Source organism: uncultured Coprobacter sp. (genome assembly GCF_947855755.1).
Taxonomy (GTDB): Bacteria; Bacteroidota; Bacteroidia; order Bacteroidales; family Coprobacteraceae; genus Coprobacter.
Window position 1 is genome coordinate 122309 of record NZ_CANUAR010000007.1, and the last position, 21669, is coordinate 143977.

Consider the following 21669-nt stretch of genomic DNA (forward strand, 5'->3'; position numbering starts at 1 on the left):
ATAAAGTTTCCAACCCAAAACGACAAAGGAAAAAAATTTTTCATCTCGTTTATGGAATTATGGCAAGTGCATGCATCTATATAACAAAACAATAAAATAATATATTATCTAACTCCTAAAAAAACGTATATTATGAGAACTGTTAAAATTAAGTCGATACTCAGCGTAATTTTGTGTATGGTCTGTTTTTCAGGACTATCCGCTCAATCCTTGACCGTAACGGGAACAGTAACCGATGAAAATGATCAGCCCCTTATCGGAGCAAATGTTTCGATAGAAAAAAGCCGGAAAGGAACGGTCACAAACGAACAAGGGAAATATTCGATCGAAGCGACACAAGATGACATCATCCGTTTTTCTTATATCGGATATAAAACCAAAAAAGTAAAAGCCAACCGAAAAATAATCAATGTCAAACTATATCCTGATAACAATTTGTTAATGGAAGAATGTGTCATAACGTCGGATGAAGTAAGTAACCGGGCAGTCAGCAGCAAACAAATGGCGGTCAGAAGTCTCGGCATGCCGGCACTTATCTACGATCGATATGCAAACCGGGAAGAATACAGCCATAATGACGAAAACCGATTCAAATCTCCCGTCAAAGATCCTCTATCGACATTTTCTATCGATGTGGATGCTGCTTCATACAGCAATATAAGAAGATTTATCAACCAAGGCGAAATGCCTCCGAAAGATGCCGTACGCATCGAAGAGATGATCAATTACTTCAATTACAATTACCCGAAACCAACAGGAAATGATCCGGTACGAATCACAACAGAAGTCGGTATCTGCCCGTGGAATAAAACTCATCGCTTGGTACAAATCGGATTAAAAGCCCGAGAAATCGAAAGCAAAAACCTCCCGGCATCGAATTTCGTATTTCTGATCGATGTATCGGGTTCTATGTTCGGACCGACACGTCTCGAACTCGTAAAGTCTTCGCTGCGGCTGCTGGTGAACAATCTGCGTGAAAAAGACCGAGTAGCTATCGTTACTTATTGCGGAGATGCACGGATCGCTCTACCATCTACTCCGGGAAATGAAAAACAAAAAATCAAAGATACTCTCGAAACACTCACTGCCGGAGGATCTACCGCCGGAGGTGCAGGCATAGAAGAAGCCTATCGCATTGCTCAAAAAAACTTTATCGCACAAGGAAACAACCGGATCATACTTTGTACCGACGGAGATTTTAACGTCGGCGCATCCAGCGAAACAGAATTGGAGAACCTGATCGAATCGAAACGAAAAAGCGGAATCTTCCTGACTGTTTTAGGTTATGGAATGGGAAATTATAAAGACAACAAGATGCAGATACTGGCTCAAAAGGGAAATGGCAACCATGCATATATCGACAATATTCAAGAGGCGAATAAAGTTTTGGTAAACGAATTCGGAACTACGATGTACGTCGTTGCCAAAGACGTAAAATTACAAATAGAATTCAATCCGGCAAAAGTACAGTCATATCGTCTCGTCGGATATGAGACTCGGATATTGGATAACGAGGACTTTAACGATGATACTAAGGACGCCGGAGAAATGGGTGCAGGACACACGGTCACAGCCCTTTATGAAATCATCCCCACCGGAATATCGGGTAATATTCCGGGAAGTATCGATCCGTTGAAATACCAAACCGAAACGAATATAAACACGCAAACAGGCAACTCTTCGGAACTACTGACCGTGAAACTCCGGTACAAAACTCCGGAAGAAGAGAAGAGTAAAAAAATAGAAAAGAGCGTAACGGATACGGATAAAGACAATGTATCACCGGATTTCCGATTCGCTTCGGCTGTCGCCATGTTTGCCCAATTGCTCCGAAATTCCGATTACAAAGGCGAAGCTTCTTATGATCAGGTTATAGAAACTGCCCAAAGAGGCTTATCATTCGATCCGGAAGGATACCGTACCGAATTTGTCCGTCTCGTACAAAGTGTAAAAGGGTTTTAGGTCTACATTCAATTTATTCACACGACAAGGTGAAATAATCACACAATAATTATTCCACCTTGTCATACAACTAAGTATCGACAAAACTATTCCAATAAATCATTAGTCATCAACTAATTAAATTCTCATAAATAACTCTTATAAAAATTTTCACCGAATCTATTTTCTTGCTTCGAATAAGCTTCGTAACTTTATCCCCATACAAAGAACAGTCATTATATTTATCATGCATCCATTTATACATTTACACGTCCATTCCCAATATTCTATTCTTGACGGACAAGCAAGCATACAAGCCTTAGTAGATAAAGCCATACGTGACGGCATGCGGGGCATTGCCATTACCGATCACGGAAATATGTTCGGAATCAAGGAATTTTATAATTATGTAAATAAAAAGAACGGAAGCGTCAAAAACGAGATAAAGGATTTAAAAAAAAGGATATCGGGTATCGAAAACGGAAAAATCGAATGCGAAGACCGGGATACCGAACTCTCACGCTGTAAAGCAGAACTGGAAGAGAAGGAGAAGAAACTCTTCAAACCGATCATCGGCTGCGAAATGTATGTGGCAAGAAACCGCTTACAAGATAAAAACGGTAAGCCAGATCAAAGCGGATACCACCTAATCGTTCTTGCCAAAAACCTGAAAGGATATAAAAATCTGATTAAACTGGTATCAAAAGCATGGACAGAGGGTTTTTATATGCGTCCACGTACCGATCGTGTCGAACTGGAAAAGTACCACGAAGGGTTGATCGTCGCATCTGCCTGTTTAGGCGGTGAAGTCCCGAAAAAAATAAACAAAGGCTTGCTCGACGAAGCAGAAGAAGCTGTACGATGGTACAAGAATCTATTCGGTGAAGATTATTATCTGGAATTACAACGGCACAAAGCTACCGTTCCGAATGCCAATCACGAAGCATATCCTTTGCAAGTACAAGCTAATACTAAAATTCTGGAATATGCAAAAAAATATAATATCAAGGTAATCTGTACCAATGATGTGCATTTTGTCGACGAAGAACATGCCGAAGCTCATGACCGGCTGATCTGCTTGAGTACGGGAAAAGATCTTGACGATCCCAACCGTATGTATTATTCAAAACAGGAATGGATGAAAACAACCGAAGAGATGAATGCTCTCTTCGCCGATATTCCCGAAGCCCTTATCAATACCAATGAAATACTGGATAAGGTGGAGTTTTTTTCGATCGATCATGCTCCTATCATGCCGACATTCGCTATTCCTGAAGAATTCGGGACAGAAGAAGGATATCGGAAAAAGTTTACGGAAAAAGATTTGTTCGATGAATTTACTCAAGATGAAAACGGAAATGTAGTCCTGGATCAAGCTGCAGCAGAGGCAAAAATAAATACATTAGGAGGATATGACAAACTATACCGTATCAAACTGGAAGCAGACTATTTAAAGAAATTAGCTTTCGACGGGGCAAAAACTCGTTATGGAGATCCGTTGAGTCCGGATGTAAAGGAACGGCTGATCTTCGAGCTCCATATCATGAAAACAATGGGTTTCCCAGGATACTTCTTGATCGTACAGGATTTTATCGCTGCAGCCCGTAACATGGGGGTATCGGTAGGTCCGGGACGAGGATCAGCTGCCGGATCGGCAGTTGCCTACTGTCTCGGGATTACCCAAATAGACCCGATACAATATGACTTGCTGTTCGAGCGTTTTTTGAATCCCGACCGTATTTCTTTACCGGATATAGACATTGACTTCGATGACGACGGACGAGGAGAAGTGCTTCGTTGGGTAACTGAAAAATACGGACATGAAAAGGTCGCTCATATTATTACCTACGGTACTATGGCAACCAAAATGGCTATCAAAGATGTTGCCAGAGTAGAAAAATTACCCCTTTCGGAATCAGACCGTCTTACAAAATTAATTCCCGACAGGTTACCCGAGATAGATGGTAAATCTCCGAAAATCAATCTAAAGAATTGTATTGCCGCAGTTCCCGAATTGCAACAAGCTTGTGAATCGGACAATAGGTTGATACGCGATACGATGAAATATGCTCGTATGCTCGAAGGAAATGTACGGGGTACGGGTGTTCATGCTTGCGGAACGATTATCTGCCGAGACGACATTACCGATTGGGTTCCGGTAAGTACAGCCGATGATAAAGAGACCGGTGAGAAAATGTTGGTCACTCAATATGAAGGTTCGGTAATCGAAGATACAGGACTGATAAAAATGGACTTCTTAGGATTGAAAACACTATCGATTATCAAAGAAGCCGTAGCGAATATAAAATCTCACCGAGGCATCGATATCGATATCGACAAAATATCGATAAACGACGATGCGACTTATAAATTGTACAGCGAAGGGAAAACCGTAGGGACATTCCAGTTTGAATCGGCCGGCATGCAAAAATATTTGCGTGAACTACAACCGACGACCTTTGAAGACCTCATCGCCATGAATGCTCTCTATCGACCGGGACCTATGGATTATATTCCGCAGTTTATCGACCGGAAACACGGCAGAGAACCAATTGTATATGATATTCCGATTATGGAAAAGTACCTGAAAGATACTTACGGAATTACAGTGTATCAAGAACAGGTGATGCTTCTCTCTCGGTTATTGGCTGACTTTACGCGTGGACAGTCCGATGCTTTGCGTAAAGCGATGGGAAAAAAATTAAAGGATAAACTGGATGCTCTAAAACCGCTGTTTATAAATAACGGACAAAAGAACGGACACGATCCCAAAACTTTGGAAAAAATCTGGGCAGACTGGGAAAAATTCGCATCGTACGCATTTAATAAGTCTCATGCGACATGTTACTCTTGGGTGGCTTACCAGACAGCTTACCTGAAAGCTAACTACCCTTCGGAATATATGGCTGCCGTGATGAGCCGCAATATCTCGAATATTACGGAAATCACCAAACTTATGGACGAATGTAAAGCTATGGGTATTAAAGTGCTCGGTCCGGATGTAAATGAAAGTAATTTGAAATTCAACGTTAATAAAGACGGCAATATACGCTTCGGATTGGGAGCTGTAAAAGGTGTAGGAGAAAGTGCTGTCCGCAGCATTATGGAAGAAAGGGAGAAAAACGGCCCGTTCACCAGTGTCTTCGATTTCGTACAACGAGTCAATCTGAATGCTTGCAACAAAAAAAATATAGAAAGTCTTGCCTTATCCGGAGGCTTCGACAGCTTTCCGGAAATTAAAAGAGAACAATATTTCGCCCCAAACAGTAAAGGTGAAGTTTTCCTCGAAACTCTTGTCCGTTACGGTAATAAATATCAAGTAGATAAAGCCGCTCAGATCAACTCACTATTCGGCGGAAGCGATGCTATCGAAGTAGCCAAGCCGGAAATTCCTGTTGCAGAAAGCTGGTCTGATTTGGAACGACTGGAAAAAGAACGGGATTTAGTAGGAATTTATTTGTCTGCTCATCCTTTAGACGACTATGCCTTGACTCTCGAATACGGATGCAATACCCGAATGAGCGAACTGGAAGACCGTCAGGCCTTAATCAACAAAGATATTGTCATGGGTGGTATTGTAACAGGTTTTAGAGAGGGGATGACAAAGACCGGTAAACCATTCGGAATTCTAAAAATCGAGGATTATTCAGGGTCTGCCGAGATTCCTCTTTTCGGAAAAGATTTCGTCGATTTCCGGAAATTCGGATACAACGGTATGTACCTGCTTATTAAAGCGAAATGTCAACCTCGAAAATTCAATGAGAGTGTTCTGGATATACGAATTGTCTCAATCGAATTATTGCAAGACGTAAAAAATAAACTATTGGAAAGTCTTACTGTAGTAATTCCGATCGATCAGATCAACAATGGTATAATAGAGCCATTGACAGACCTGCTTAAACCCGATAAAGAATCGAATACCGAACTTTTCTTCGAAATCTATGATCCTGAAGAAAAATATCAAGTAAAGCTTTTCGCCCGATCACACAAAGTTAATGTAACAAAAGACCTAATCCGATTTATAGAGGACAACAACGGACTATCATTCAAAATAAACGGTATTTCCCGCAAAGAAATGCAACGCAATACCGAAGAGGCAGATGACGAACTGGTGCTATACGGTACAGAGGCATCGGCTTAAAAAACATATTTATAATTCATCGAACAAATAGGATTGGTTTATTGTTTTTTTATAACTTTGTTAGACTTTTGAAAACCATTATAAATTAAAATTTTAATACTTCAAAATCATGGCATTACAAATTACAGATGCAAACTACAAAGAGCTTCTCGCTTCGAACAAGCTCGTAGTAATTGATTTTTGGGCGGAATGGTGCGGTCCATGTCGCAGTATCGCCCCAGCCGTTGAAGAACTGGCTACCGAGTTCGAAGATAAGGCGATTATCGGAAAATATAATGTCGATAACGACAATGAGTTGAGTGAAGAATACGGTATCCGTAGCATTCCCACTCTTTTATTTTTTAAAGATGGTAAACTTGTTGATAAACAAGTAGGTGCATCTTCTAAAGCCGATCTGAAAGCAAAAATCGAAGCTAACTTATAAAATATAGAATATCAGTGAAAGATTGTATGGAAAATTTCATACAATCTTTCTTTCTACCGACTCTCCTCCCAATTTGTTTTTAGAATTTTACTTATTAAAACTGAAAACATTATGAGAATCTTTATGTTAATCGTTTCGATGACGACCATCATTTTTACCGGATGTCATCAGCAAAAGAAAAGCGAGAGTCTGCTTATTGAAATGACCAATCCTACAGACCGTTACCGGAATAATGCAGGTATTGTTATCGAACGTAGCCAATTAAATAATCCGGACTCTACATTACTGCCTGTCCTTCACGATAACAACGGAAAACTAATCGTCTCTCAACTCGATGATATAGATCAAGACGGACAATGGGACGAACTCGCATTTATCAGCAATTTTTCTCCGAATGAAAACCGCACTGCAACACTTACATGGGTAACTCCGGAAAAATATCCGACTTTTAAAGATTCTATACAGACATCCGTAGGCAAGGAATCATTCAAACAATTTACCGCTTCAGGATATACCATTCTGCAAGAAGCCGATTCTATCGGATTAGGGGAAATTGCCGTTTATTCAAAAAAAGTGGCCTATCCCATAGGAGAACCGCACTATTTAATAATTAGTGAAGGGCCGGTAAGAAGAATTTTCGGAATCGACCGAAAAGAAAATGAAACATTCGCAGGCCGTATCATCGAGCTGGTAACAATCTGGGCTGGACATAACGGTTATGAAAAGGAAATAGCATTAATAAATATGCCTTCGAATACACTTCTACTCACAGGCATAAAAGATAATGTATTAAATCCGGATACGACTTTCCGGGCTTATGAATACGGATATGTCGCACTCATGGCTCATACTCTGGAAAAAGAATCATATTATACGGGAATGGCGATCATCATTCCGAATGAATATTATACCCGACGAGGTTACACTACCTACAAAGATCATAAACTATGGTATGCGGAATTGAAACCGAATGCAGAAAACAAATTGACTTTTTATGTATACGGTGCTAAAGAAAAAGATAACGAAGGATTTCGCAGTGCTGACTATTTTGAAGAATTTATCGATTATGAAACACTTTACATCGATAATCCTATAAAAGTAAATCTTGTAAATTGATATTATGGACGAAGGCCGCCTCAAACAAAAAGTACAAACCGTAATCGTATCTTGTTCCGTCATTCTGATGATTGGAAAGTTCATCGCATTTTTCATGACTAATTCGATCGGGATTCTGACCGATGCGATGGAAAGTATTGTAAATGTGGCAGCCGGATTTATTGGCTTATACAGCCTTCATCTTGCGGCAAAACCTAAAGATGAAGGCCATCCTTTCGGACATGGTAAAATTGAACTTATCTCAGCTTCTGTAGAAGGTCTTCTCATTATCCTTGCCGGGAGTTTAATCGTTTTTGAGGGAATCAAACGACTATTCATCCCTTCTGTAATCGAAAAACTGGATATCGGTATTTACATCATCGCCGGAGCTGGGATTATCAACTATTTATTGGGATATTATAGTATCCGCACCGGAAAAAAATATGACTCCATTGCCTTGATTGCCGGAGGAAAACATCTGCAATCCGACACTTATTCGAGTATAGGCTTAGTCATCGGATTAGTTCTGATGTATATTACCCGGATAGAATGGATAGATAGTGTCCTCGCATTGATTTTCGGGACTATCATTATTTTCACGGGAATCTCTATACTCAGGAAAACAGTTGCCAACCTTATGGATAAAGCGGATAAAGAGATTCTCGGCATAATCGCCGACATAATATCAAAAAACCGGCAACCCGACTGGATAGACATCCATAACCTGAAAATGGTAAAATACGGTAGTTATTATTATATAGACTGCGACCTTACTCTTCCTTGGTACTATAATATAAAAGAGGGTCACTCAGTTTGCAGAAATCTGGAAAAGATTATATGTAAAGGATTTACCGATAAAATTTCATTCTCGGTACATTCAGATTTCTGTACCAGATCCTACTGCAAGCACTGCCAAGTGACAAATTGCACATATCGGAAACAACCATTCGTTTCACCTCTACAACTTACGCTCAAGGAAATTACAGAGAGTGATGAAGAGCGTAATGAATAAAATTATCTACAAAAAGAAATCTTTAGAACTATTCAGAAAAAGAAATTCTTGTAAGAGTGAACAACTCCCATATCTCCGATTGTTATAGTAAAACAGTGTAATCTGTAATTACTGAATAATAATGAGAGCATACGATTGTAAAATCGGGGGTTCCTATGCTTCTCCAGTTATATTTCCTTCATAACCGGAACCGGAAGGATAAAATTTCTGAATATGAGAAAACTTATTCTTGCATCTGTTATGATGCTTATGGCAACAGCCTTTTCTTTCGGGCAAATGGATATTGGATTCGGCCCTAAAATCGGATTAAATCTGACAAACATGACAAACTCAAACATGAGGATAAAACCGGGCATAGTAGTCGGGGCGTTCGCAAACATGCGAATAAATGATTACTTAGGGGTTCAACCTGAAATATTATTTTCTATGCAAGGGACTAAAAAAAATGATTATACGCTGAAAATGAATTATTTCAATATCCCAATCATGGCAAAAGCCTACATGTGGAAAGGTCTAAATCTCGAACTCGGTCCACAGTTCGGATTCCGGACAAAAGCTTCCAGTGAAGAAGGAGATATAAGTGTGAATGTAAAAGATGAAACAAAAGTTTTCGATTTTGCAATCGGCGTAGGGTTGGCTTATGAGACGGAAATGGGACTCACTGCGGGATTCAGATACCTGATTAGTGCAACTAAAGCCATCGATCACGAAAAAAATAAGAACAGCGTATTTCAACTTACTGTAGGTTGGATGTTTTGAAAAAAATAAAGAACATAATTTTTTAAAGAGGGGGTCAAAACTCAATTTTAGAGAAAATGAACTTTTAATTTGAAACTTGACATCTTTCACCGATTATAAAAAAGCCGTATCACTACTCGAGAATAGAATTGATACGGCTTTTTACGTTTATCAGTTACAATCTAATAACTTTTCAAAATATTCATCTTAGAGCCTATTATTTTTTATAAAATGCGAAACAATAAAATTATCCTGTCTATTATGCCAACATACAACATTTATTCTAACAAAATTAAAATAACTTAAGTAGAAAAATAGACCACAAAAACATAAAAAAAGACAATCACATTTTTATTTTATTATATTATTTTTGTTGTATAATCAACTATGGGATATACAACTATATTTGTGGAGGTCATATCCCCTACTATAATAAATTTATTCTTACCGGCGGCCTCACGGTAAATAAAAACTTGATATATATGAAAAAATTTGTGCTTGCATCTGTTATGCTGTTTTTAGCCACCGCCTTTTCTTTTTCTCAAGAAATCGCTTTTGGAGCAAAAGCAGGTTTATCACTTTCGAACCTGACAAATAGTGATTTTAATGCACGACCGGGACTTGTAATCGGAGGCTTTGCCAACATTCGTTTCAATGACTATGTTGCTTTGCAACCGGAATTACAATATGCCATGCAAGGTGGTAAATACGATGATCTGACAACTAAACTGGACTACATTCAAATTCCGGTTATGGTAAAAGGATATATGTGGAAAGGACTGAATATCGAGGCAGGTCCACAATTCGGATTCCGCGTAGTCGGTAAAGAAAAAATAGGTAGCAAAAGTTATAGTATAAAAGACGCCACAAATGTTTTTGATTTTGCAATCGGCGTAGGATTGGGATATGAAACTGAAATGGGACTTACAGCCGGTTTCCGGTATCTGATCAGTGCAACTGATGCCTTTGACGGTGCTGACGCTAAAAATAGCGTATTCCAAATCGCTTTAGGATGGAAATTCTAATATATTAAAATAATTGCAAACCTCGGCAGAAGCATTGAGCTTACTCGAACAATTACACCGAGATATTGCATTTATTCTAACGAAAACAAAACAGGAATCTACCATTCAACAATAACAGATGCACCCTCTATATCTCCGGGTATAGGGGGTTTTTGTTTTGAAATACTCAATATTCCCCCCTCAGAAAGAGGAAACTCTGTTTGTATCGCACGTATGATTCTCCCCGCAACATGCTCTAATAAATGAGAAGAAATTTTCATTTCCCGATAAATAATTTCATACAACTGCGCATAGTTGAGCGTAGCGTCCAAATTATCCGTCTCCATAGCATCCTTGAAAGGATATTTTACTTTAACATATATTTCATAATCATTTCCTACGCATCGTTCTTGTTCAGCAACACCATGATAAGCATAAAAACGAATTTTTCTCAACTCTACAAACGTATTCATATCTGCTTTTATTTAAAGACTACCGCAAAAATACATTTTTCTATCTATTTCCATACATCGACATATCAATTCCGACTAAGAATCTGTCTAAATTTTACGATAAAAAATTCTCAAATCAATCCCGAACTAAACTCAGCCAAGCTCCGAACTTATAAAAGTTTTTATCCGGCATGAATTGTTTTTTCATTAGAAATCGTAATTTTGCAACCATAGGAGAAATAATAATATGGCAAAGGAAAACCAACCTACCGGGATGGCGCATAGCGCACTGACTGTAGAGACAACCGTTACCGGAAACATTTCAGCCTCTACGGATATTCGTATAGACGGAATTCTTCAAGGGAATCTTGATTGTCAGGGAAAAGTCATTATCGGAGAGCAAGGACGTGTACAAGGAGACATAAAAGCGGTCAATGCCGAGATTATGGGTACTGTATGCGGAAATATTGTCGTAGCAGAGACTTTGGTCTTAAAATCGAGTTCCTTTCTGGAAGGAAATATTACGGTTACAACTTTAATAATCGAACCGAATGCGCATCTGAATGGACAATGTTCGATGCGAACCTTTCAAAAATAGAAATTATCTATAATCCCTCTTATTTTTATATAACATTTATACAGTTGTTTGAGAAAATAGCCGTATCTTTGCAGTCGTTTTTGAAAAAATCACAAATACAAAATAATATTTATGGCTTTTGCGAATAATGTACTCATTGTCCGCCGGGTATTAATGGCAAAACTCGTTGAGTTATGGAAACAAGACCGTTTGGTAGAACACATTGACCGTTTACCTATCGAACTCAGTCCGCGTAATGCGAAAATTATGGGACGTTGTTGCATCCACAAAGAAAGAGCTGTCTGGAAATATAAATCCTTTCCGCTGCTGGGATTTGATATGAATGACGAACAAGATGAGTTGATCCCTCTCTCTTATTACGCCGAGAAAGCTTTAAAAAGAGGGAAAAACAATAAAGAAAATATCTTATGTGTTATTGATGAAGCTTGCTCTGCATGTGTTCAGGTAAATTACGAAGTAACCAATTTATGTCGAGGATGTGTAGCAAGAGCTTGTTATATGAATTGTTCTCGAAAAGCCATCTCTTTCGGAGAAAACGGCCAGGCCAGAATCGACCACAGTAAATGCGTCAGTTGCGGGATCTGTAAAGAAGCTTGTCCTTACCATGCCATCGTATATATTCCAGTACCTTGTGAAGAAGCCTGTCCGGTAAAAGCTATTTCTAAAGATGAAAACGGCATCGAACATATCGATGAATCGAAATGTATCTATTGCGGTAAATGCATCAATGCCTGTCCTTTCGGATCTATTTTCGAAATATCTGAAGTATTCGACGTTCTCACTAAAATAAAAGAAGGGAAACAAGTTATTGCGATCGTCGCGCCTTCTATCATGGGACAGTATTCCGAAAAACCGGAAACCATATTCGAAGCGATACGGGAAATAGGCTTCCATGACGTTCTTGAAGTAGCCGAAGGTGCTATGGAAACAACCCGAAGGGAAGCAGAAGAGCTGAAAGAAAAACTGGAAGAAGGCCAACCTTTTATGACAACATCATGTTGTCCATCCTACATAGAGCTGGTAAATAAACATGTCAAGGATATGAAACCTTATGTATCAAGTACCGGAAGTCCTATGTATTACACAGCTCGAATCGCTAAAGAAAAATATCCCGAAAGCCTTATCGTATTTATAGGTCCTTGCGTTGCCAAACGGTCAGAAGCCCGCAGAGATGAGGCTGTAGATTATGTAATGACATTTGAAGAAATAAATGCTATATTCGATGGATTATCCATCGATATGACACCGAAAAACAACGAACCGTTCCATTGCTCAGCACCCAAAGAAGGAAAGGGCTTCGGTATGTCAGGTGGAGTTATCGGAGCTGTGAAAGCACAAAATTTAATTCCCGACCTGAAAGCCTTACAAGTATCAAATCTCAATAAAAAGAATATCGGTCTGCTTCGGGCATTCTCCAAAGGTAAAGCGCCGGTTAACTTTATCGAAGTAATGGCTTGTGAGGGTGGATGTGTAACAGGACCTTCAGCACATGTAGATGCCGCAACAGGAAGCAAATTGTTTAAACAAGCTATGGAAAAGTTTTCTGCCGAAACAGAATCAGAAAAATAATACGACTAACTTAAGAGCCTGTTTAAATTTTCCAATAAAAAATACCATCAGGTCATTTTTGCGTTCTCTTCCTGTCCTTTTCCCTGTTTTCACTCGTTAGATAGCCCGCTATCATACTCGTAAAAGCAGAAAAACATACTCGGAAGAAATTCTCAAAACTGACCCTGTAAAATTTAAACAGGCTCTAAATTATCGAAGCATCGAATGAATTTTAAAATTCATTCGATGCTTCGATAATTTAATAGGTTGACTAATTTTATTAAGATACAATAAAGGCCTGCCAGAATTTTCCTATTAATAACCGAGACAGGCTATTCAAAATATAAAAGCGTTTCTTTTTACAGTTCTTTTACGATTAATAGATAATTCTTACCTTTGAAGGCAAGAAAAATAACAGCAGAATGATAGAATATATCACAGGTAAAATTTCCGAATTAACTCCGGCATCGGCAGTAATAGAATGTAATGGAATAGGCTATTTCCTCAATATATCTTTAACGACTTACAGTGCACTATCCCCGAATACCGCAACCAAACTATTTGTATATGAATCTATACGCGAAGATGCTCACGTACTTTTCGGATTTATCAGCCGTCGCGAAAGAGACCTGTTTTTGTTGTTAATTTCCGTTTCCGGTGTCGGGCCGAATACCGCACGAATGATTCTTTCCTCTCTTTCTGCTCCTGAACTGGAGCAAGTTATCGTTTCTGAAAACGTAAACATATTGAAAAGCGTTAAAGGGATCGGTGCAAAAACCGCTCAACGTATAATTGTTGACCTCAAAGATAAAATAAAACCGGGGGACAATACGTTAAATATAAGTATGCCCCAAAATCAAGAGGTACAGGATGAGGCTGTGGCCGCTCTGGTCATGTTAGGATTTCCGCAAACCGCTTCAATGAAGGTCGTACAAAAATTATTGAACGAATCTCCCACATTAAAAGTAGAAGCTATTATTAAAGCTGCACTTAAAATGCTGTAACACACATACGGGAGAAGGGAAAAGGATTCACGGATCAATGAATAAAAGGCTTTATTATCTTTTATATATTTTTCTATGTATCAGCGGGATAGGAATCTACTCTGCCTTTGCGGCTTATAACCGTGCTTTTTCCTCACTAAACCTTCCGGAAGCATCCGTCTCATCTATTCCCGCACCTGAAGACACTACAAAAAAAAGCCGTTTCCCGGTAGCTAAAACATCGATAGAGACTTATGAAGATCTTTATAAAAGCAGTCCGGCAGATCTAAAAACTCCTGAAAACGTACGCTCGGTGTTCGAATATGATCCGGTAACTCAATGTTACGTTGTGCGTACAAAAGTCGGAGATATGGAAGTATCTACCCCCTTTATGTTGACCCCTGAAGAATACAAAGATTATTCCTTACGAAAGTCCATAGAGGCTTACTATCGGGAAAAAAACAAAGAAAACGCAGGTAAGGGAAAAGACCCTTTTGATATTCTCGATATGAAATTCAATCTCGGTCCATTAGAAAAAGTTTTCGGTCCGGGAGGCGTACAAATCAAAACTCAAGGGTCGGCAGAACTGACTATGAGTATAAAGACAAATAAAATCGATAATCCGGCATTGGCATTGAGTGCAAGAAAAAAGACCTACTTCGATTTCGATGAACAAATTCAAGCAGATATTACAGCAAAAGTAGGAGATAAACTTAACTTCAATATGAACTATAATACCGGTGCGACATTCGATTTCGATTCCCAAAAACTGAATCTGAACTATGAAGGGAAAGAAGACGAAATTATCAAAAGCATAGAAGCCGGTAATGTAAGTATGACTACAGGATCTTCCTTAATACGCGGAGGATCGGCATTATTCGGGATAAAAACGAAAATGCAATTCGGTAAACTGACAGTTACGGCCTTAGTTTCTCAACAAGAATCAGAATCTAAAACCGTCAACTCCAAAGGAGGAGCTCAAACTTCGGAGTTTTCTTTCAGTGCCGACCAATATGATGAAAACCGTCACTATTTTTTAGCTCACTATTTTAGAGATAATTATGATAATTCTATGTCCAAACTCCCCTATATATCGTCGGGAGTGACCATTAATCGTATAGAAGTGTGGGTAACCAACAAAAGGGGAAATTATGATCAGGCACGTAACATCGTCGGATTTATGGATCTTGGAGAGCAAAGCAGAAATAATTTAGCAAATCCGGATCTATGGCATACAAACGGAAGCTATACATGTCCGGCAAACAATGCAAACAGTTTATATGAGTATATTCAAACCAACTATCCCGATGCCAGAAATATCAATCAGGTAACTCAGGTATTAGAACCTCTTGAAGCCCAAGGGTTCAATGGGGGACAAGAATATGTCAAAGTCGAAAGTGCCCGACTGCTCACCAGTTCGGAATATACACTGAACAGTCAACTCGGATATATTTCTTTAAATAGTCAGCTCAATCCGGATGATGTATTGGCAGTAGCATTCGAATATACGAAAAACGGACAGACATATCAGGTAGGAGAATTCTCAGGGAATATTACAGACACGGACAAGAGCTTATACGTAAAACTATTAAAAGGAACTACAATCTCTACAAGCGTTCCGGCATGGAAGTTGATGATGAAGAATGTATATTCCCTTAACGCCACTCAGATACAAAAAGAAAAGTTTCGGTTAAATATTTACTATAAAAGCGACACAGCCGGAACACAATTGACATATATGCCTATCGGAAACATCAAGAACGAAACCTTATTGAAGGTTATGAACCTTGACCGATTAGATAACAACCAAGAGACAAATCCCGACGGATTTTTCGACTTCGTAGAAGGATACACTATTCTTGCATCCAAAGGTCGAGTATTTTTCCCGGTAGTAGAACCTTTCGGCTCACATTTAAAAAAGAAAATCGGAAACATCCCGAATGTCGACCAATATGTCTATCAAGAACTGTATGACACTACATTAACAGCAGCCAGGCAGTATGCCGATAAGAACAAGTTTGTAATCAAAGGAGAATATAAAGCATCATCAGGAGCAGAAATACAACTTAACGCCACGCACGTGCCCCGAGGATCGGTACGAGTCACGGCCGGAGGTATGACCCTGACCGAAAATGTAGATTATTCGGTCGATTACACAATGGGAACTGTAACTATCTTAAATCAAAGTTACATCGATTCCGGAACTCCGATCAGCGTCAGTCTTGAAGACCAGTCATTATTCAATATGCAACGGAAAACAATGGTCGGACTGGATCTCAATTATGCATTTTCTAAAGATTTTAATGTCGGAGCTACGATTATGCACTTGGGAGAAAAATCTCTGACCGAGAAAGTTAACATCGGAGATGAAGTGCTGAATAATACTCTGTGGGGATTAAATACTTCTTACAATACAGAATTCCAATGGCTAACATCTCTGATCAACAAAATACCGACCGTGAATGCTACAGCTCCGTCGCGATTATCGCTGAATGCAGAATTTGCACAGTTAATACCGGGAAAAGGAAAAAACAACTCGCTCTCCTATATCGATGATTTCGAGTCTTCTCAATCGGGTTATGATTTGAGGACTCCATACTCGTGGTCTCTCGCCTCGACTCCGTCTATGTTTCCCGAATCAAAATACTCCAACAATGCAGATTACGGGAAAAACAGAGCTTTAATATCTTGGTATTATATAGATCGGATGTTTACTCAAAAAAACTCCTCGTTAACTCCTGCCCATATTAAAAACGATTTAGATCAATTATCTAATCATTATGTACGGGAAATCGATGTCAGCGAGGTATTCCCGAACAAAGAACTCGGTTACGGCGAATCTTCTGTCCTACAAGTTCTGAACCTATCGTATTATCCGACAGAACGAGGCCCTTACAACGTCGATGCGGAGAAAATAAACAACGACGGTTCTCTCAAATTCCCGGAACAACGTTGGGGAGGAATTATGAGAAAAATGGATAATACCGACTTTGAAGCTGCAAACATTGAATATTTACAATTTTGGATGATGGACCCGTTTCTCGATCCGGACAATCCGGGAAATGAAAGTCAGGTCGGATACCTGTATTTCAATTTTGGAGAAATATCGGAAGATATACTGAAAGATGGCATGAAATCGTTCGAAAACGGTCTTCCTGTCGATGGAGATGAATCGAATCTGACAACCACCGTATGGGGAAAAGTTTCGAAACGCCAATCTATGACCTATGCTTTCGAGAATGCAGACGGTGCTCGTGAAAAACAAGACGTAGGATTAGACGGACTTGCAAACAGCGAAGAATTTACATTTTCCACCTATTCCGACTTTTTAGAGAAATTGAAACAAAATACGACGGCAGAGGCTCAAGCTAAAATGTTGGAAGACCCGTTCTCTCCTTTGAACGACCCTGCAGGAGATAATTATCATTTTTACAGAGGTGTAGATTACGATGACATGCAGCTCGATATTCTTAGCCGATATAAACATTATAACGGAGTAGAAGGGAACTCAAGTTCTCCGGATGATGCTGCCGACAAATACTATCAATCCTCCAAAAGTGTTCCGGACGTCGAAGATATCAATCAAGACAACACGTTGAACGAATACGAAAGATACTATGAATACGGTATAAAAATATCTCCTCAGAATCTTCAAGTAGGAAGAAATTACATCACTGATAAACGCACGACTGTCGTTCGTCTGAGAAATGGTCAGGAATCAGAAGTTACATGGTATCAATTTAAAATACCTTTGAAAGACGACAGCGACGATGAAACCCATATTCCACGAAAAAAATACGGTTCTATACAAGATTTCAAGACAATTCGTTTTGCCCGAATGTTTATGACCGGATTCGAAAGAGAAACTCACCTGCGTTTCGCTTCGCTCGAACTCGTACGGGGAGACTGGAGGAGCTATTCTCTTCGTCTGCAAACAGGAGAATCTCCCAACACGTCACTACCGGCAGAAGGGGAATTAGATGTATCGGTCGTCAATATAGAAGAAAATGCGGGACAAACACCCGTAAACTATGTGTTACCTCCGGGAGTCAGCCGAATAATTTCTCCCGACCAATCCCAGATTACGCAGTTAAACGAGCAATCTTTATCCCTGAAAATAAGAAATTTACCACCAAAAAATGCTCGGGCTGTATATAAGAATACAAGTCTTGACATGCGGAATTACAAATATCTGCAAATGTTTACTCATGCCGAAAAACTGATCGATGATAACACAGACTTAAGGAACGGAGAAACTTCTGTATTCATCCGTTTCGGATCTGATTATCGAAACAATTATTACGAATATGAAGTACCTCTGGCACTTACTCCTCCGGGAACTTATAATACATACAATACACAAGATCAAGAGACCGTTTGGCCGACACAAAACATGATCAACTTTCCCTTGTCTCTGGTAACAGAATTGAAATTAAAACGGAATGCGGCAAAACGAAGAGGGGATGAAGGTTCGAGCTATCAGGACGTTTATTCAATATACGATCCGGATCACCCGAGAAATAAAGTCTCGGTAATCGGGAATCCGAGCCTGTCCGACATATCGACAATTATGATCGGTGTCCGGAATAATGCGGGAACTAATAAAGATATCGTAGTATGGGTTAACGAACTCAGATTATCCGGATTTAACGAAAGTGGCGGCTGGGCTGCACGAGCTAACGTAAATTTGGCGATATCCGACATCGCTACCGTAAATTTCGGCGGCCATATCGAAACTTGCGGCTTCGGAGGAATAGATCAAAGCCTCAACGAACGTCGACTCGACGACTATTATCAATACAATATAGCGACAATGGTGGATGTCGGTCGTTTTTTGCCTGAAAAGCTAAAACTCAAAGCACCGATATTCTATTCATTATCAGAAGAACGAACTTTACCGAAATATAATCCGCTCGATCAGGACATTTTACTGTCAGATGCTTTAGACGCTGCCGGTTCTGATGCAGAAAGGGATTCGATCAAGAATGCCTCTATCGACATATCGACAGTTAAAAGTTTCAGCGTATCAGGATTGAAATTCGACATACAAAGTAAAAATCCGATGCCTTATGATCCGGCAAACTTTACTTTTAGCTACTCGTCAAACATACAAAATAAGCAAGACCCGACAACTCTATTCGAGAATACGCTGGACAGAAGAGGAAATTTCAGTTACAGTTATACACCGTATGTGAAACCCCTTCAACCTTTTAAATCATTAAAAAGCAGATCGAAACATTTGAAGGTTATCAAAGATATGAGTATCAACTATGTACCGAATAATATTTCGTTCTATACCAATATGTCCCGTTACTATTACGAACAACAATTGCGAGAGTTAGGAGAAGATGGCACAAGCACACAACTTCCTATTTCGGTAAGCAAGAACTTCTTATGGGATCGACAGTTCTCTATTCAGTGGAATCTGTTGAAATCTTTAAATATGTCTTTATCTACCATGACAAATGCCCGTATCGACGAACCTTCGGGTGTAGTAAATAAAAAACTTTTCCCCGATGAATATAAAGCATGGAAAGACACGGTCATGCAAAGTATATGGCATTTAGGAACACCTTGGAATTATAACCAGACATTCAATGCTTCTTTCGACGTTCCGTTATCTAAAATTCCTATGCTGAACTGGATGACTCTATCGGCAAAATATAATTCAACATATTCTTGGGACAGAGGGGTTTATATCGACAGTGAAACGACAATGGGTAATAATCTGAATAATCAAGGCCAATTCGGAATCGACGGTCGTTTCAATCTGGAGACTCTTTACAACAAATCGGATTTTCTGAAAAAAGTAAATCGGAAGTTTGCCAATACTTCCCGGACATCTTCCCGTACCAGTGCACAGAAAAAAAGATTCCAGCGCAGCATCTCTTTAAAAAGTGACACGACAACTACGGTGAAACACAATCTGGACAATAAAAAAGTAAAAGTTTCCGCAAAAACCAAAGACGGAGTATATTATTCCGTAAAATATAAAGTAGTAGACAAAAATACAATCCTTATAGAGAACAGAGATACGGCCAAAATAACACTAACCGTATTGCCCGGCAAACGTCCTGAAGATTCTTTCTGGTATAAAGCAGCAGAATACACAACACGGTTTGCCATGATGGTAAGAAATGTGAACGTCCATTACAAAAGCAGTAACTCAATGTATATTCCGTCTTTCTTGCCTAATGTCGGGGACATGTTCGGACAATCCACAGCGACCAGTACTTTAGCTCCGGGTCTTGATTTCGCTTTCGGATTGACGGACGAAAGCTATATCAAAAAAATCAAAGACCGAGGCTGGCTTATTGTCAACGACTCATTGGTAAGTCCGGCCATTATGAATCGTACAGAAGAATTCAGCATAGATGCCACCTTAGAACCGTTTAAAGGATTTAAAATCACGCTAAATGCCAACCGCACCGTGAGCAACAACAATCAAATACAATTCATGTATGATGGTATGCCCACCATACGGGGAGGAAGTTTCACAATGACCCATATAGCGATCGCTTCATCTTTAAAAAGCGCAAAGGCATCGAACGGATATTATTCTAAAGCCTTCGAAAACTTCTTACAAAATCGAGAAATTATTGCTCAACGATTAGAAGCCAAGTACAGCCGAATGACATATCCTTCAGCAGGATTTATCAGTGAAAAAGGATTAGTCGGACAACGATATAACTCAGAAAACGGAGGAGTTAACCGTAATTCTCCCGATGTCATGATACCTGCATTCATCGCCGCTTACAGTGGCAAAGACGCTGGAAAAATCGGATTGACGGCTTTTCCGTCGATTAGAAGTTTATTGCCTAACTGGAAAATAACCTATGACGGACTTTCTAAAATAAAGGCATTAAAAAAATACTTCAAAAGTATCGTTTTGAGTCATGCCTACCGGTGTACTTATACGGTGGGTTCTTTTTCCTCTTTCCTCAACTGGGCCGAAGCTGAGGAAGAAGATTTCGGTTTTGCGAAAGACGAACTCACCGGAAATCCGATACCATCCTCTCCATACGATATCTCTTCAGTAAGCATCAATGAAAGTTTTGCTCCACTGCTCGGATTAGATATGACCTTTAAAAACAGTATTACCGCTAAAGTAGAATATCAAAATTCTCGTACATTAAGCTTGAATTCTTCGGCAGGTCAAATCGTCGAATATACAAGTCAAGGTGTTACCGTCGGAGCAGGCTATACAATTACCGATTTCAACGCCATTTGGAGAGGAAAAGGCGGCAAACAAGGAACATTTAACAATGATCTGAAATTACGGGCAAACTTCTCTTTCAAAAGAGATCAATCTTTAATACGTCGTATTGAACAGAATTTCACTCAGGCTACTTCCGGTACAAAAGTAATGATGCTTAATTTCTCTGCCGATTATGCTTTAAGCAAACTCATTACACTACGGGCTTTCTATGACCACCAAATCAACACCCCGTTGGTATCATCGACTTCATATCCTATTTCAGACAGTAGCTTCGGTATATCGATCCGCCTTGATCTTGCCCGATAAGCACCATTAAGTAGCTTTCTAAATTTTACAATAAAAATACTATCAGGTCATCTTTGCGTTTTCTTTCGGTGTATAACGTTGCCAACGATATATCGGTACGATTCCCTTCTGGAGAGACTACGTAAAAACTCAGACAAGTTCTAAGACGATTTTCAGAATCATCCAGGATAAAAACAAATTTTTTCTCATTATATTCGCAAAAGAAAAA

The 21669-nt window shown here is 39.4% G+C and carries 12 protein-coding genes; 11 read left to right on the forward strand and 1 reads right to left on the reverse strand.

Annotated features, from left to right (window positions below; translation table 11 throughout):
• The first annotated feature begins 132 nt into the window (after positions 1 to 132).
• The 7 genes from Q0093_RS06030 to Q0093_RS06060 all read left to right on the forward strand — a co-directional run bounded on the left by Q0093_RS06030 (position 133) and on the right by Q0093_RS06060 (position 10376).
• Positions 133 to 1962, forward strand: a complete 1830-nt coding sequence (locus Q0093_RS06030; protein ID WP_297928976.1) for a von Willebrand factor type A domain-containing protein — start codon at positions 133 to 135, stop codon at positions 1960 to 1962.
• Positions 1963 to 2188: 226 nt separating this feature from the next.
• The gene (dnaE, locus tag Q0093_RS06035; protein ID WP_297928978.1) at positions 2189 to 6082 is read left to right on the forward strand and encodes a DNA polymerase III subunit alpha; all 3894 of its coding nucleotides are present in this window, start codon (positions 2189 to 2191) and stop codon (positions 6080 to 6082) included.
• Between the two features lie 109 nt (positions 6083 to 6191).
• Positions 6192 to 6506, forward strand: coding sequence for a thioredoxin (gene trxA, locus Q0093_RS06040; protein ID WP_294179022.1), 315 nt, complete (start codon positions 6192 to 6194; stop codon positions 6504 to 6506).
• A 111-nt stretch (positions 6507 to 6617) separates the two neighbouring features.
• Complete coding sequence (locus tag Q0093_RS06045; RefSeq protein WP_297928981.1) at positions 6618 to 7622, forward strand: DUF4861 family protein; 1005 nt, start codon at positions 6618 to 6620, stop codon at positions 7620 to 7622.
• Positions 7623 to 7626: 4 nt separating this feature from the next.
• Positions 7627 to 8613: a cation diffusion facilitator family transporter gene (locus Q0093_RS06050; RefSeq protein ID WP_294179019.1), complete on the forward strand. Its 987-nt coding sequence runs from the start codon at positions 7627 to 7629 to the stop codon at positions 8611 to 8613.
• Between the two features lie 213 nt (positions 8614 to 8826).
• A complete protein-coding gene (locus Q0093_RS06055; protein ID WP_294179017.1) occupies positions 8827 to 9372 on the forward strand; it encodes a porin family protein in 546 nt (181 codons plus the stop codon).
• 461 nt (positions 9373 to 9833) lie between these two features.
• Complete coding sequence (locus Q0093_RS06060; protein ID WP_297928984.1) at positions 9834 to 10376, forward strand: porin family protein; 543 nt, start codon at positions 9834 to 9836, stop codon at positions 10374 to 10376.
• Positions 10377 to 10474: 98 nt separating this feature from the next.
• Here Q0093_RS06060 and folB read toward each other — a convergent pair whose 3' ends face one another.
• Complete coding sequence (gene folB, locus Q0093_RS06065; protein WP_294179012.1) at positions 10475 to 10828, reverse strand: dihydroneopterin aldolase; 354 nt, start codon at positions 10826 to 10828, stop codon at positions 10475 to 10477.
• Between the two features lie 226 nt (positions 10829 to 11054).
• On the opposite strand from folB, the gene Q0093_RS06070 reads away from it, so the two are divergent.
• From Q0093_RS06070 to sprA, 4 genes are all read left to right on the forward strand, one after another.
• Positions 11055 to 11405, forward strand: coding sequence for a polymer-forming cytoskeletal protein (locus Q0093_RS06070; protein WP_294179010.1), 351 nt, complete (start codon positions 11055 to 11057; stop codon positions 11403 to 11405).
• A 111-nt stretch (positions 11406 to 11516) separates the two neighbouring features.
• Complete coding sequence (locus Q0093_RS06075; RefSeq protein ID WP_297928986.1) at positions 11517 to 12974, forward strand: monomeric [FeFe] hydrogenase; 1458 nt, start codon at positions 11517 to 11519, stop codon at positions 12972 to 12974.
• 401 nt (positions 12975 to 13375) lie between these two features.
• A complete protein-coding gene (gene ruvA / locus Q0093_RS06080; protein WP_294179005.1) occupies positions 13376 to 13957 on the forward strand; it encodes a Holliday junction branch migration protein RuvA in 582 nt (193 codons plus the stop codon).
• A 37-nt stretch (positions 13958 to 13994) separates the two neighbouring features.
• Complete coding sequence (gene sprA, locus Q0093_RS06085; protein WP_297928988.1) at positions 13995 to 21461, forward strand: cell surface protein SprA; 7467 nt, start codon at positions 13995 to 13997, stop codon at positions 21459 to 21461.
• The last annotated feature ends 208 nt before the right edge of the window (positions 21462 to 21669 follow it).

Excerpts from the sequence above, each read along its gene's own strand:
- folB (WP_294179012.1), bottom strand. The coding sequence starts at position 10,828 with ATGAATACGTTTGTAGAGTTGAGAAAAATTCGTTTTTATGCTTATCAT.
- dnaE (WP_297928978.1), top strand. The coding sequence starts at position 2,189 with ATGCATCCATTTATACATTTACACGTCCATTCCCAATATTCTATTCTT.
- Q0093_RS06045 (WP_297928981.1), top strand. The coding sequence starts at position 6,618 with ATGAGAATCTTTATGTTAATCGTTTCGATGACGACCATCATTTTTACC.
- Q0093_RS06055 (WP_294179017.1), top strand. The coding sequence starts at position 8,827 with ATGAGAAAACTTATTCTTGCATCTGTTATGATGCTTATGGCAACAGCC.
- Q0093_RS06070 (WP_294179010.1), top strand. The coding sequence starts at position 11,055 with ATGGCAAAGGAAAACCAACCTACCGGGATGGCGCATAGCGCACTGACT.
- ruvA (WP_294179005.1), top strand. The coding sequence starts at position 13,376 with ATGATAGAATATATCACAGGTAAAATTTCCGAATTAACTCCGGCATCG.
- sprA (WP_297928988.1), top strand. The coding sequence starts at position 13,995 with ATGAATAAAAGGCTTTATTATCTTTTATATATTTTTCTATGTATCAGC.
- Q0093_RS06050 (WP_294179019.1), top strand. The coding sequence starts at position 7,627 with ATGGACGAAGGCCGCCTCAAACAAAAAGTACAAACCGTAATCGTATCT.
- Q0093_RS06075 (WP_297928986.1), top strand. The coding sequence starts at position 11,517 with ATGGCTTTTGCGAATAATGTACTCATTGTCCGCCGGGTATTAATGGCA.
- Q0093_RS06030 (WP_297928976.1), top strand. The coding sequence starts at position 133 with ATGAGAACTGTTAAAATTAAGTCGATACTCAGCGTAATTTTGTGTATG.
- Q0093_RS06060 (WP_297928984.1), top strand. The coding sequence starts at position 9,834 with ATGAAAAAATTTGTGCTTGCATCTGTTATGCTGTTTTTAGCCACCGCC.
- trxA (WP_294179022.1), top strand. The coding sequence starts at position 6,192 with ATGGCATTACAAATTACAGATGCAAACTACAAAGAGCTTCTCGCTTCG.